At 37.8% G+C, this 14,718-nt stretch carries 11 protein-coding genes and 2 pseudogenes; 12 read left to right on the forward strand and 1 reads right to left on the reverse strand.

All coding sequences use genetic code 11. The features are described 5' to 3' along the window. Window positions 1-126: 126 nt before the first annotated feature. From xylE to Q5794_RS09855, 12 genes and pseudogenes are all read left to right on the forward strand, one after another. Window positions 127-1,548, forward strand: coding sequence for a D-xylose transporter XylE (xylE, locus tag Q5794_RS09800; RefSeq protein ID WP_374989038.1), 1,422 nt, complete (start codon window positions 127-129; stop codon window positions 1,546-1,548). 375 nt (window positions 1,549-1,923) lie between these two features. Then, window positions 1,924-3,333: a sigma-54 interaction domain-containing protein gene (locus Q5794_RS09805; RefSeq protein WP_374989039.1), complete on the forward strand. Its 1,410-nt coding sequence runs from the start codon at window positions 1,924-1,926 to the stop codon at window positions 3,331-3,333. 313 nt (window positions 3,334-3,646) lie between these two features. Beyond that, a pseudogene (locus tag Q5794_RS09810) lies at window positions 3,647-4,941 on the forward strand (CitMHS family transporter). Between the two features lie 10 nt (window positions 4,942-4,951). Then, complete coding sequence (locus tag Q5794_RS09815; RefSeq protein WP_374989040.1) at window positions 4,952-6,286, forward strand: acyclic terpene utilization AtuA family protein; 1,335 nt, start codon at window positions 4,952-4,954, stop codon at window positions 6,284-6,286. Beyond that, a complete protein-coding gene (locus Q5794_RS09820; protein WP_192997721.1) occupies window positions 6,267-6,578 on the forward strand; it encodes a hypothetical protein in 312 nt (103 codons plus the stop codon). The genes Q5794_RS09815 and Q5794_RS09820 overlap by 20 nt, the downstream gene beginning before the upstream one ends. Window positions 6,579-6,606: 28 nt before the next feature. Continuing rightward, on the forward strand, window positions 6,607-7,707 hold the full coding sequence (locus Q5794_RS09825) for a chitobiase/beta-hexosaminidase C-terminal domain-containing protein (protein ID WP_214986941.1): 1,101 nt from the start codon (window positions 6,607-6,609) through the stop codon (window positions 7,705-7,707). A gap of 383 nt (window positions 7,708-8,090) precedes the next feature. Continuing rightward, on the forward strand, window positions 8,091-9,014 hold the full coding sequence (locus Q5794_RS09830) for a cytochrome c oxidase subunit II transmembrane domain-containing protein (RefSeq protein WP_214986954.1): 924 nt from the start codon (window positions 8,091-8,093) through the stop codon (window positions 9,012-9,014). 70 nt (window positions 9,015-9,084) lie between these two features. Next, window positions 9,085-10,997: pseudogene (locus Q5794_RS09835) on the forward strand (cbb3-type cytochrome c oxidase subunit I). A 1-nt stretch (window position 10,998) separates the two neighbouring features. Beyond that, window positions 10,999-11,598, forward strand: coding sequence for a cytochrome o ubiquinol oxidase subunit III (gene cyoC / locus Q5794_RS09840; protein ID WP_214986939.1), 600 nt, complete (start codon window positions 10,999-11,001; stop codon window positions 11,596-11,598). After that, on the forward strand, window positions 11,599-11,895 hold the full coding sequence (gene cyoD, locus Q5794_RS09845; RefSeq protein WP_374989041.1) for a cytochrome o ubiquinol oxidase subunit IV: 297 nt from the start codon (window positions 11,599-11,601) through the stop codon (window positions 11,893-11,895). A gap of 147 nt (window positions 11,896-12,042) precedes the next feature. Continuing rightward, window positions 12,043-12,537 (forward strand): universal stress protein, encoded by a 495-nt coding sequence (locus Q5794_RS09850; protein WP_053487177.1) that lies wholly within the window; start codon window positions 12,043-12,045, stop codon window positions 12,535-12,537. Between the two features lie 348 nt (window positions 12,538-12,885). Beyond that, window positions 12,886-13,770: an SDR family oxidoreductase gene (locus Q5794_RS09855; protein ID WP_035335612.1), complete on the forward strand. Its 885-nt coding sequence runs from the start codon at window positions 12,886-12,888 to the stop codon at window positions 13,768-13,770. A gap of 45 nt (window positions 13,771-13,815) precedes the next feature. On the opposite strand, the gene Q5794_RS09860 is transcribed toward Q5794_RS09855, so the two are convergent. After that, on the reverse strand, window positions 13,816-14,718 hold the full coding sequence (locus Q5794_RS09860) for a heme A synthase (protein ID WP_192997725.1): 903 nt from the start codon (window positions 14,716-14,718) through the stop codon (window positions 13,816-13,818).

Genomic DNA, 14,718 nt, shown 5'->3' on the forward strand with positions numbered 1-14,718 from the left:
AAGAGCAGTTAGTCGAATGGACGAAGAAAATTTCTTTTGTGTTCCAAGGATTTGAAAACGCATTCAAATAAGTGTGAACTCAGTTAGAAATAGAACTTCTACTGTTTTAACTGCTTTTAACAACGCATGAAACAAAATCGAAACTCATTATATATTTTTTCTATTACCTTAGTTGCCGCTATCGGAGGGTTACTGTTTGGATATGATACAGCTGTAATATCTGGAGCTGAAGAATCATTAAAGGTGTATCTTATTGACAGCTTAGGGTTAGGATCTTTAGCACACGGTGTTACTGTATCAAGTGCTTTAATAGGATGTATTATTGGAGGATTGGTATCTGGTTATTTTGCGACGAAACTAGGACGCAAACAATCACTTATATTAGCAGCTATTCTTTTTATAGTCTCAGCGTTAGGCGCTTCTTATCCTGAGTTTTTATTTTTCACAAAAGGGGAACCGACACTCTCTTTGTTACTAGCTTTTAACTTCTACCGCATTATAGGTGGGATTGGTGTTGGCTTAGCATCAGCCATTTGTCCCATCTATATAGGAGAAATTGCACCGGCAGATATTCGCGGCAGATTGGTATCATTCAATCAATTTATGATTATTTTTGGAATGTTAGTCGTTTACTTCGTGAATTGGGGTATTGCAAATGGGGAAACCTTAGAATGGATTAATGATGTAGGTTGGAGATACATGTTTGCTTCAGGAGCTATTCCAGCTTTACTCTTTGCAGCACTCTTGTTTTTAGTTCCTGAAACGCCTCGCTACTTAGCTATACAGAATCAAGATCAAAAAGCTTTAGCCATACTAACTAAAATTAATGGATCTTCAGAAGCGAAATCAATTTTAGACGATATTAAACAAACAATTTCTACCAATGTTTCGTCTGAAAAATTATTGGCATATGGAAAATTAGTTATCGTTGTAGGTATACTGCTTTCTGTATTTCAACAGTTTGTAGGAATCAATGTAGCTCTATATTATGCTCCGCGTATTTTTGAAAGCATGGGAGCAGCTAAAGGTTCTTCTATGCTGCAAACCATTATTATGGGATTAGTAAATGTTATTTTTACAGTAATTGCAATTTTGACAGTTGATCGTTTGGGAAGAAAACCTTTATTAATAACAGGGTCTATCGGAATGGCCATTGGAATGTTCGGTGTAGCAAGCATGGCTTTTTCAAACATCATTGGTATAGGGACGCTTATATTTATCATTATTTATACAGCTTCCTTTATGATGTCATGGGGACCAATTTGTTGGGTGCTCATTTCAGAGATTTTTCCTAATAAAATTAGAGGTCGTGCTGTAGCTATTGCCGTAGCTGCTCAGTGGGCGGCTAACTATTTTATTTCCTCTACATATCCCGTGATGATGGAATATAGCGGAGGATTAACATATGGTTTTTACGGTTTAATGAGTGTACTTTCTGCTTTATTTGTCTGGAAATTTGTTCCTGAAACAAAAGGTAGAACTCTCGAACAAATGGAAAATATGTGGAGAAAAAAACAAGGGGCTTCAAAGAGTAAGAAGGCCATATAACCATTGAGCTTTTACTTAGAGAAAAGATGAATATAAAACTTTCAAAAACACCTAAACTATCTTTAGGTGTTTTTAATATGTAATCTTTATGAAGAAAGTGGATAGCTTTTTTAAAAGATATTGCTATAGTGATAAGTCTCTTTGAAAATAGAAATATAGTTTTCTTTATGAGGAGTGTTTCATCTTAAATATAAATAATGGTGCAATGAATTTACACATTAATAATGGAGAAAGCGAGGTTATATTCACTTATATAAATCAGATTATTCAAATTAATTGAGCGGACTCTGTTTCAAAAAAGAGAAAATTAGTTGATAATTATAAATAAAGCAAGAATCTACTCTCAAGTTATTATAGAAAGGAGCTTATAATACTGTGAAGAATACATTCCAAGAGCCCATAGAGGTCGACTGCTCTTCTAAAAACTTTAACTGGTGGCATGCAGTTATAAATTCGATAAATGATGGTATTCTAGTTATCGACAAAGAAGGGATTGTTAGATTTATTAACCCAGAGTATACAAAGATTACAGGAGTAAAAAGTGATATTATCGGAAAACCACTAATAGAATATCGCCCGGGTGCTCAGTTAACCAATACCCTAAAAGATCAACAATGCAGAGTAGGCGTATATCGAAAAGAAAAAAATCGGGAATATATGGTTGACATGGCTCCAATTATAATAGAAGGTAAAGTTGCAGGAGCCGTATCGGTTTGTAAAAGTCTCAATGAAGTTGACAAGTTATCAAAGGAATTAAGAAGACAAACCGAAAAGTTAAAGAATTTAGAAAACCGAATGGATTCTATCTATGAAGCAAAATATACATTTGAACAAATAATCGGTGGGGAAGGAGGGTTAAGGCACGTTGTTTATATAGCTGAAAAAGTAGCAGAATCTCAATTTCCTATTCTTGTGACGGGAGAAAGCGGCACGGGAAAAGAATTATTTTCACAGGCTATACATAATAAAAGTGAGCGCAAGCATGGTCCTTTTATACCTGTAAATTGTGCGGCTATTCCTTCGTCTCTGTTAGAAAGTGAACTTTTTGGATATGGAGACGGTGCTCTTACAAATGCTAAAAAAGGCGGGAAGGCTGGACTATTCGAAATAGCAAACAACGGAACTGTATTTTTAGATGAAATTGGAGATATGTCCTATGATCTTCAAGCTAAGTTGTTAAGAGTTCTGCAAGAGAAAAAGATCAGAAGGGTAGGAGAAGCTACTGAACGTGCAGTTGACGTAAGGATCATTGCTGCTACGCACCGTAACCTACAGCAGCTTGTGAATAAGAAACAATTTCGAGAAGATTTATTTTATAGACTTAATGTCATTCAATTAGAAATACCTCCTTTAAGAGAAAGGAGAGAAGATATACGTAAACTTGTCTATTCTTTTATTGAGCACTCGATCACAAATACTTCCTACACAATTGACGAATATACACTAGACTTTCTTCAATCCTATCATTGGCCTGGCAACGTAAGAGAATTAAAAAATGTAATTGACTACGCCACATGTATGACGGAAGGTACAGATATTTTATTTCATCACCTTCCAGAATTTATGATTAAAAATGAAAAAAGATTTTCAGGCGTTGCAGGTAAAACAGAAAAAATCAGTCAAACACTGCAACAAGCTACACAAGATAAAGAGCGCGCATTTATTCAGGAAATATTAAGAAAATATCCAAATAATATTGAAGGAAAAAGGAAAACAGCAGAGGTTTTAGATATTTCTTTAGCTACTTTATACAATAAAATGAAAAAATATCATATTCATTTCTAAGACTTTAGAAAGATGTCTAGTTTTTTAGAAATACAGAAGAATATGTATTAAGAAGCCTATTTTTTTACTGGGCAATGATTATTTCTAAAATAGTAGAATTTAGATTACAAAAACAAAAAAAGAAAGCAGTTTAATTGTTAACGCTTTCTTTTTGTTGTGTCGTAAATTTTTTTCAATACATGTTGAAGGGGTTTAATAAAGGTTTGTTTCCATTTTTATATATTCTTGGCATGAATCCTGCAAGAACAAAAAGTACCGAAGGTTTTCACATCTAAGATTTTTGAATCTGTGAATTTAGGGCAGGGGGGATTACATGTTAGCATTGTTAGGATTTTTAATTATTGGCGTATTTTTATTTTTAATTATGACCAATCGTTTATCTGTATTGATTGCCTTAGTTCTCGTACCAACTGTTTTTGCGTTGATAGGCGGATTTGGGCTAGAAATGGGAGACATGATGTTAGAAGGTATTATAAAAGTAGCGCCTACAGGTATTATGATTGTTTTTGCAGTTTTGTACTTCGTTTTAATGATTGATACAGGCCTATTTAATCCTATGATTTCTAAAATGCTTCGTCTAGTTAAAGGAGATCCGTTAAAAGTAGTCGTAGGGACAGCTATCGTCACAATGCTTGTGTCATTAGACGGAGACGGTGCATCTACTTTTATGATTACAATTACAGCGCTGCTACCTCTTTATAAGAGATTAAAGATGAACCCTCTTATTTTATCAGGAGTGGTTGCTTTAGGAGCAGGGGTTATGAACTTAGCTCCTTGGGGAGGCCCTACTGCTAGAGCCATGACTACATTTAATGCAGATTCTTCTCAATTATTTAACCCTGTTATTCCCGCAATGATTGCTGGGATTGTATGGGTGTTAGCAGCTGCTTTTTGGCTTGGGAAAAAGGAGAGGCAGAGGCTAGGAGTCATTGAACTGGAAGCACATGTACAAGGGTTTACAGAACATGCAGCTGCTCTAGAAGCAAAAGGACCACGGCTTTTTAGGTTTAATCTTGCTTTAACAATTTTGCTGCTTATCGCGTTAATTAAAGTATGGCTACCTTTACCGATTTTATTTATTGTGGCTTTTGTAATTGCTCTTTTAGTGAATTATCCAAATCCAGAAGAGCAGCAAAAACGCTTACTAAGCCACGCAAACAACGTGTTAATTGTTTCTACGATGATTTTTGCTGCAGGCATTTTTACGGGTATTCTAACAGGAACAAAGATGATAGATGGAATGGCTTCTGCAATGGTTAGTATTATCCCTGAATCACTAGCTTCTTACTTACCTGTACTAGTAGCGGTTACAAGTATGCCTCTTAGTTTAGTGTTTACACCGGATGCTTACTATTTTGGAGTATTACCTATTATTAGCCAAACGGCTTCTAACTTTGGTATCGATCCAATTGAAATTGGCAGAGCAGCTATTTTAGGACAGATGACAACTGGGTTTCCATTAAGTCCTTTAACCGCCTCAACTTTTATTCTTGTCGGGTTAGCGGTGTAAATTTAGGCGATCATCAGCGTTTTATCTTTAAGTGGGCGTTTGGAACGACCATTGTTATGACAATTGTGGCATTAATAACGGGAGCAATTACTATTTGAGGTGATGAAAATGATAAGAATTGGATCAGGCGCGGGTTTTTCAGAAGATCGATTAGAACCGGCTGTTATATTGGCTGAAAAAGGAAATTTAGATTATTTAGTATTAGAATGTTTAGCTGAAAGAACAATCGCACTTGCTCAAAAAAGAAAAAGTCAAAATTCTTTAATGGGTTACGATCCCTTGTTAGAAGAAAGACTAGAGATTCTTTTACCTATTATTAAGAAAAAGAAAGTGCGGATTATTACAAATATGGGAGCAGCCAATCCAATAGGTGCTGCTGAAAAAGTTGTTGAAATAGCTAACCGACTAAACATTGAGATAAAGGTAGCAGCCGTAACGGGAGATGATGTACTAAAGTTGATAGATAGAAATGGATTGACTCTAGAAACAAATGAACCGATATCTCATTTTGATAACGTCATATCCGCAAACGCTTACCTAGGGGTAGAAACAATATTGCCAGCTCTAGAGACAGAGGCTCAAGTTATTATTACTGGTAGAGTAGCAGATCCGTCTTTATTTGTTGCTCCAATGGTACACCACTTTGGATGGTCTTTAGACGACGTAGATAAAATTGCTCAGGGAACAGTAATTGGACACTTATTGGAGTGTGGGGGGCAGGTAGCTGGTGGTTATTTTGCTGATCCCGGAAAAAAAGAAGTCCCAAAGCTTGCTGAATTAGGTTTTCCATTTGCTGATGTTAAAGAAGATGGGACAGCCATCATTACTAAAGTAGAAGGGACAGGAGGAGTCATTAACTTAGCTACTGTAAAAGAACAGCTTCTCTACGAAGTAACTAACCCCCATCAATATATAACACCGGATGTTATTGCAGATTTTACTTCCGTTCATTTACAGGAAATTAAATTGAACCAAATTCAAGTGTCTGGTGGAACAGGTATACCAAGGCCTGAAACGTTAAAAGTCAGCGTAGGTTACGAAGCAGGTGTTATTGGAGAAGGGGAAATTTCCTACGCCGGATCCCATGCTCTAGAAAGAGCTAAGCTAGCTGGGGAAATTTTATATAAGCGTTTAAAAAATAAAGTAGTCGACTTAAGAATTGATTATATTGGTATTTCTTCCGTTCATAGAGTCTCTTTTCAAGAATCAGCTCCTTATGAAATTAGGCTGAGAGTAGCAGGGAAATGTCTTACTTCAAAGGAAGCTGCTAAAGTCGGAGAAGAGGTAGAAGCTCTTTATACAAATGGACCCGCAGGCGGAGGCGGAGCAAGAAAGTATGTTAATGAGGTAGTAGGAATTATTTCTACGTTGATTTCACGTAACAAAATAGAAACACACCTTACATTAAAGGGGAGCTTAACAAATGAAAAAGAAATTATATGAACTTGCTCACAGTCGAGCTGGAGATAAAGGAAATACGCTTATGCTATCACTAATTCCATATGACGAAAAAGACTATTTCTTGCTATGTGAAAAAGTGACTGCTTTGGAAGTGAAAAAACACTTAAGAAATATTGTAGAAGGAGACATTGTTCGCTACGAAGTTCCTAATATATCAGCATTTCAATTTGTATGCCACCGCGCGTTACTTGGTGGAGTCACTACTTCTTTAGGAATGGATACGCACGGAAAGAGTTTAAGTTATGCCCTTCTAGAAATGGAAGTAGACATTTGAATAATAGTATAAAGGAGGGACTTTATCAGTGAACAATACGTCAATACAAAAAGTTCTAAGTTTTATTACTGTAGGAGTTCTTATTCTAGCTTTCCTTCCTTTAAATATTGTTGCGGCAAAAGAAGAAAATAATTATAGAAACGTAAAAAAACCAACCTCTTCAGTTTTATCAGGTACTTATTATTTGGAGCAGAAGGTTGAATTAAAGACAAACACACCAGGGGCAAAGACTTACTATACACTTGACGGGAGCACTCCGACTACTAAAAGCACTCAGTATACAAACCCAATTATTATTAATAATGATACGGTGCTTAAAGCAATTTCCATAAGAGGAAACGCGAAAAATAAGAATCATAGTGATCTAGCTATATTTACTTATTCATTTGAAAGCAGAGAATCTATAGCTACTCAATTTTTATCATTCACTTATAAAGCAATGCCCTACCGACTTTATGTGCCTAAAGACTATGATTCTACAAAATCATATCCCTTGGTGCTATTTTTACATGGAGGTGGTGAACGAGGAAATGATAATAAAAAACAGCTTCTTAGCAACGACGGAGCTATCATTTGGGCTTCACCAGAAAATCAACGAAAGCACCCCGCTTTTGTTTTAGCTCCTCAAGCTCGTAATGTACCAAGCGGAGGCTTCACCGTTACAAGAGACGATAACAACAAAGTCGACTTAGCAAAAGTATTCGAAACATCAGAGGATTTGAAAACGGCTTATGAAATTCTACAAAGTGTAAGAAAAGCCTACAATATAGATAGTAATCGCCTTTATTCTACAGGACTATCTCAGGGAGGGTTTGGCACATTTAACTTAAATATAGAACACCCTAATTTGTTTGCTGCTATGGTTCCAATAGCGGGAGGAGCCGATCCAGCTAAAGCGCACCTTCTTACCCACAAACCAATATGGGAATTTCATGCTGAAGACGATTCTATTATTGCTGTTACCTATTCAAGGAATATAATAGAGGCTATAAAGAAAGCTGGGGGGCACCCACTATATACGGAATATCCTAAAGAATTAAAGTATGATCATGCTTCATGGGTTCCCGCGTATCAAAATCAGAAAATGATTGATTGGCTGTTTCAGCAGGTCAAACAAGCAAATCAGTAAGTGTTAAAGCTCAATACTTCATCTAGTACTTATAAAAAACTCTTTCAGTTAATAAAAACTGGAAGAGTTTTTTTCTTTTATTAGGCTAGTCACAAGGCACCTTTTATTCCCTACAATTACCCAAATATGTGACGAAATTATGGTAAAGCCATTTAAACTACATAAAAATCGCTTCAAGTGTGATAAATATCACACCCTTTAACAACACAACATGATAATTTTTTAGGAGTAAGCAATATGTCATGACAAACTTCAATATGTTAGGAGGTTATTAGCCTTTTGATCTGTTGAGATGCATCTCTAATATGAACGTTTATATATCATTATTATGTACAGAGATTTAGAGGAAGGGAGACTGAGCTTAGGTGAGAAAGCAAAAATCAATGCATATTGGCAAGTTAATCATTCTCTCCGTTTTCATTACAATTTTGTTAGCAGGCTGTGATAGTCGTTATTTGATTTTAAACCCACAGGGGGCGGTGGCTCAAAAAGAATACCATTTAATTATTTTTTCGATATTTTTATGCGCAATTGTCGTTATTCCTGTTTTAGGTCTGCTTGTATATATCGTTTTACGCTACCGTGATAAGCCTGGAAACAAGGCTCCGTATCGGCCAGAATGGGACGATAGTAAGCGTCTTGAATTTATTTGGTGGGGCATCCCCATCATTATTATCGGCATTTTAGGTTTTGCTACGGCCAGAACAACGTATGACTTAGTAGATCCGCCGCAAAAAGATGTAAAGCCGCTAACGATTGAAGTAACGTCCCTTGATTGGAAATGGTTGTTTCAATATCCGGATCAAGATATTGCGACAGTCAACTATGTCGAAATTCCAAAGAATGTGCCCGTTCAATTCGTTCTAACGTCAGATGCACCTATGAATTCTTTTTGGGTACCGGAGTTGGGAGGACAATTATATACCATGCCGGGAATGGCAATGGGGCTTTGGCTGCAAGCTGATCACAAGGGAGAATATTTTGGTTCAGGTGCTAATTTTACGGGTGAAGGGTTCGCTCATATGAACTTTAAAGTTAAATCTACATCGACAAAACAATTTAATCATTGGGTAAAGCAAGTGAAAGAAACCGCACCAGCTTTAACAAAAGCTGATTATAGCAACCTTGCCAAACAAGGTCTTTCCTTGGAAAAATCGTATTCTACTATTCCTAAAGGCTTATTCCAAGAAATTGTCATTAAAAACGGTGGTCAATATTATAGTCAGCATCACCATATGAAAAATGAAGACATGAAGACCATGAATGTGGCTTCTGATGAACAAGCCCATACACAGCACGAGCACTAGGAAGGAGGAAACTAAGTTGTTAGACAGATTAAAAGAATTTTTATCTCATTTTTTTGTGACAGGAGAGCCGATGATTTACGGAGCCGATGTCGCGATTTTGTTAACACTAGCCGGTATTATTTTTGTTCTTACGTATCTTAAAAAATGGAAGTGGCTATGGCGTGAGTGGCTCACAACGGTAGATCATAAAAAAATTGGAATTATGTATATGCTTTCTTCATTATTAATGCTGTTTCGAGGCGGAGTAGATGCATTATTAATGCGTATTCAACTAGCATTTCCTCAGTGGCATTTTCTAGATTCTAATCATTACAACGAAATTTTCACTACGCACGGAACCATTATGATTCTATTTATGGCAATGCCGCTTATGTTTGCGTTCTTTAACATTGTTGTGCCGCTTCAAATTGGAGCAAGAGATGTCGCCTATCCCTTTTTAAACGCGGTAAGCTTTTGGCTATTTTTCTTTGGCGCCATGCTTTTCAATTTGTCGTTTGTAATCGGCGGCTCGCCAGATGCAGGATGGTTGAGTTATCCGCCGCTTTCTGGCATGCAGTTCAGTCCTGGACCAGGTCAAGATTTTTATATTTGGGGTATTCAAATATCAGGTATTGGCAGCTTGGCTTCTGGAATTAATTTTATTATGACTATTTTAAAAATGCGTGCGCCGGGCATGAAACTTATGCATATGCCGTTATTCACGTGGTCCGTTCTAGCAAGCTGTATTATTATCATTTTCGCGTTTCCTGTATTAACCGTGACGCTTGCTTTATTGTTTATTGACCGCTTCTTTGACGGACACTTATTTACTATGACCGGCGGAGGAAATCCGATGATGTACATTAACTTAATTTGGATGTGGGGACATCCTGAAGTGTATATCGTTGTACTTCCTGCATTCGGCATTTTTTCTGAAATCGTTGCAACGTTTTCTCAAAAGAAGATATTTGGCTATAAGTCTATGGTTTTTTCAATGATGATTATTAGCGTTCTATCGTATTTCACATGGGTGCATCATTTCTTTACGATGGGTGCAGGTGCTAATGTGAATGTGTTTTTTGCTATTACGACGATGGCTATCGGAATTCCCACGGGTGTTAAAGTGTTCAACTGGTTATTTACGATGTTCCGGGGCCGTATTCAAATGACGCAGCCAATGCTATGGACAATTGCTTTTATCCCGTGCTTTGTTGTGGGAGGAGCAACGGGGGTGATGCTTTCAGCAGCTCCCGCAGACTATCAGTATCATAATAGCTACTTTTTAGTTGCACACTTTCACCAAGTGTTAATCGGTGGCGTTGTATTCGGCTTTTTTGCAGGTTTGTACTATTGGTGGCCAAAAATGTTTGGCTTTAAACTAAATGACCGTCTTGGTAAATGGGCGTTTTGGACATGGAATATTGGTTTTTATGTATGCTTCATGCCTCAATACGCATTAGGATTTATGGGAATGACGCGCCGTATTTATACGTACGACTTTGACATGGGATGGGGACCGCTGAACGTTATCTCTACAGTCGGAGCTTTCTTTATGGGCATAGGGTTTATCTTTCAAGCATGGCAGATTCTTCATGGCATTAAGTATGGAGAACGAGATGTAACAGGGGATCCTTGGAATGGACGTACATTAGAATGGTCCATCCCTTCACCGCCGCCGCACTACAATTTTGCAGTGATTCCAACAGTAACGGGGCAAGATGCGTGGTGGACAATAAAAGAAGAAAGAAAAAAGAAAAAGCGAAGGAAACAGCTGCTTTTTCTCCAATTCATATGCCTAAGAATTCAGGTATTCCATTTATCATGTCGGTTTTCTGGTTCATTGCTGGTTTTGGATTAACGTTCCACTGGGTGCGGATGGCGATATTCGGTTTGACAGGAGTCGGAGCTTGTTTACTAGCTCGTTCTTTTCAATACAACTCGGACTATTATATTCCGGTGGATGAAATTCGACATACAGAAGATTCAGTAGGGAGGGTTGGCTGACATGGCCTATGCGACAGCGCACCACGAAGAACATCATGATGAACATGATGAAGAAATCAAAGTTATGGGTTTTTGGCTTTTCCTCGTAACGGACTGCATCTTATTTGGAGCATTATTTGCTACGTATGCCGTTCTTGTTAATCATACTGCGGGAGGCCTTACAGGAAAGGAATTTTTTGAAGTTCCAGGATTTGTTTCTGAAACGTTTATCTTATTAACGAGCAGCTTTACGAGCGGATTAGCTGTGCTGAGCATGCATAAGGGAAAAATAAAGCTTTTAATTGGCTGGCTAATCGTAACTCTGCTTTTAGGTATGTGCTTTGTTGGCCTTGAAATTCATGAATTTCAAACAATGGTTCATAGAGGAGCAACCATTTCCACCAGCGCATTTTTTACAGCTTTCTATACGCTAGTTAGTACGCACGGGCTGCACGTTTCTGTCGGCATCATTTGGATGATTTCAATTACAATCCAATTAAAACGATACGGAATTACCTCTGTAACAAAGCGAAAAGTGACGATTATTAGCTTATACTGGCATTTTCTTGATGCTGTCTGGATCTTTCTTTACACAGTTGTGTATTTAATGGGGGTGATGTAGATGGAGAACCATGGGTCGTTAAAAGCTTATACAATAGGATTTATTTTCTCGATTATTTTAACCGTTATTCCTCTGATGCTGGTATTAAACCATGTATTTGCTCAAAATATATTACTAGCTAGTATTCTAGGAATGGCCGTGCTTCAATTTTTCATTCAACTGTTTTTCTTCATGCATATTAAAGACGGAGAGAAGCCACGTTATAATGTGATGGCTTTAATACTTGGAATCGTTTTTGTTATTACGATTGTAGCAGGATCGATTTGGATAATGACTTTTAACTCTCAAGTTCAATAAAAATGGAGCCGTGCACTACACACGGCTCCATTTTTATTAATTTCTCTACCTTGTGATAAAAATCACATACTTTCGTTTGCGCAAGAAGTAAAATAAAAGTGTAGCAAGGAAAGTTCTTTATAAACGAAAGACAAAGGAGAGATTATGATGAATATGGCTTATCGTAACATCCTCGTAGCAGTAGACGGTTCTGTAGAAGCAGAGTGGGCATTCAAAAAAGCAGTTAACAGCGCGAAAAAAAATAACGCTCATTTGATAGTTTGTCACGTTATCGACATACAGGCGTTAAGTCCATCACCTTATGCATTCTATACGGATACACGCTTTCAAGATGCAGAGAAATTTGCTGAAGAACTTTTGACCAACTATAGTAACCTAGCTATTAAGGCTGGAGTAACGAAAGTCGAGACATTAATTGAACACGGTTCTCCTAAAACAAAAATATCTAAAAAAATTGCTCCCGATAAGCACGTTGATTTAATTGTATGCGGTGCGACGGGGTTAAACGCCGTAGAGCGCATTTTAATCGGAAGCGTATCTCAGCATATTTTACGCTATGCCAAATGTGATGTGTTAATCGTTCGCACTCCTAAAGAAGCCGAAGAAGAATCAAAGCCTTTACAAGTGGAACTAACAGAGTAGCAGGACAGAAGAGAAAGAAAGCTTATTGTTCACAGCAAAATACAAAGCTCTCACCATTTATTTAAAGAGGGGGGATAAATGCATTTTAGTTGAAAGAAGATCCGAACGAGGAATCGAGATTCTTAATAGAGAATTCGACTCGTTCGGATTTTTTTATTGTGATGGTGAACGTAGGTTTCATGTATGCAGTTGTTTCTAGCTGTTGATTGAAGGGGAAGGGTAATGAAAGAAAAGTGAGGATAATAGAGCACATCAAACATGTTTACTAAAGAAGCAGACGGGAAGAACAAGTATATAGAAAACTTTTCCTTAGTTGGTTAAGGATTCATTCATAAAGGAGTGACGAATATGTCAAAACTAAACAATCCATTAACTCAATATTTCCATGAAGACTATCCAAAACAGTATCAAGAACCGCCTGGTGTACAAAAAGAAATGAATGTCATTCCAGACTGCGGGGAGAATAGTTACATAGGTGCAGGTAAATTAAAAGGCAGAAAAGCTCTTGTGACGGGTGGAGATTCAGGTATTGGTCGGGCAGCAGCGATCGCTTACGCAAGAGAAGGGGCAGACGTTGCGCTTAATTACTTGCCACAAGAGCAAGCAGATGCAGAAGAAGTACAAAAGCTTATTGAAGCAGAAGGAAGAAAAGCCGTGCTCATACCTGGTGATGTAGGCGAAGAATCTTTTTGCAAAGAGCTAGTAGAAAAAGCTTATAAAGAATTAGATGGTTTAGACGTTCTAGCGCTCGTAGCTGGCAAACAGCAGGCAGTAGAAGATCTTGCTGATTTAGAAACGGACCAACTGCGCAAAACCTTTGAAGTAAATGTATTCTCTTTATATTGGACCGTAAAAGCAGCGCTGCCTTATTTACCGGCAGGTGCTTCTATTATTACAACAAGTTCTGTACAAGGCTATAGCCCAAGTCCTAATTTATTAGACTATGCAGCTACAAAGTTTGCCATTAACGGATTCACTCGCGGACTAGCCAAGCAATTAGCTCCAAAAGGTATTCGCGTCAACTCCGTTGCTCCAGGACCTATCTGGACGCCGCTGCAAATTTCTGGAGGGCAGCCAAGCGACGCTATCCCAGGCTTTGGACAAGATACACCGTTGCAGCGTGCTGGTCAGCCGGTAGAGTTAGCAAATGTATACGTATTTTTAGCTTCAACGGATGCAAGCTACGTAACAGCTCAAGTTTACGGGATTACAGGTGGAATAGAACTAGCTTAACTCAAAAAAACACGTGCAGTTATGAACTGCACGTGTTTTTTGAGTTTATTGTCTTTTACCTTTTAAAGTCTGTACACAAATGTAGCTAAGCGTAGCGAATAACGCTGTAATAAATGCCGAGTGAGACAGCGTAGCAAAGACATTTAAACGAGACATGACAACAAAGATACCGCTGAATATTTGAGCAATGGTTAAAGAAACCGCAATGATGGACGCGTAGTAAATATCACGGCGGGTTTCTTTATACTGTTTGATGGCAGATACCATAATCCAAATGATAAGAACAAACAGCACAAGAGCAGCAAATCGGTGGGCAAAATGAATACCTGTTGTTCCTGAAAGTTTTGGAATAAGCGTATTGCCATAACAAGCAGGAAAGCTTGTACATGCTAAGCTTGCACCTTTGTGACGCACATATGCACCTAAATAAATATCGCAATAGGTAAATATAAGGGTAAACCATGCGAGCCATTTAAATTTGCCTGTAACCGCTCCTTTAATAAAATGATCCGAACGGTCCTTTTGAATAACAAACATCGAAAGTAAAAATACGCCGGTAAACGCAATAAGCGAAAGACCGAAATGAAGCGCTAGCGCTTCAGCTGACTGAGGCCAAATAACTGCAGAAGCCCCGAGTAATGACTCAATAACGATAAATGCAATACTCATAATCGCTAAAATTTTCACTTCACGGTTTCTGCGGTAACGAATCCAAGCCCAAATAGAAAATGCTAAAACAAGAAGACCTGCAAATGCGGTAATCAAACGATGCGTATATTCAATCATTGTTGCTACTGCGTATTCCGGTATTAACTGCCCGTTACACAGTGGCCACTCGTTTCCGCATCCTAATCCAGATCCTGTGGTTGTTACAAGGCTGCCGGCAATCATCAAAATAAACATGACAATCGTTGTAAATATAGCTGTTATTTTAAATAAATTTCTCAT

It is taken from the genome of Priestia megaterium, from assembly GCF_041941685.1.
Classification (GTDB): Bacteria; Bacillota; Bacilli; order Bacillales; family Bacillaceae_H; genus Priestia; species Priestia megaterium_C.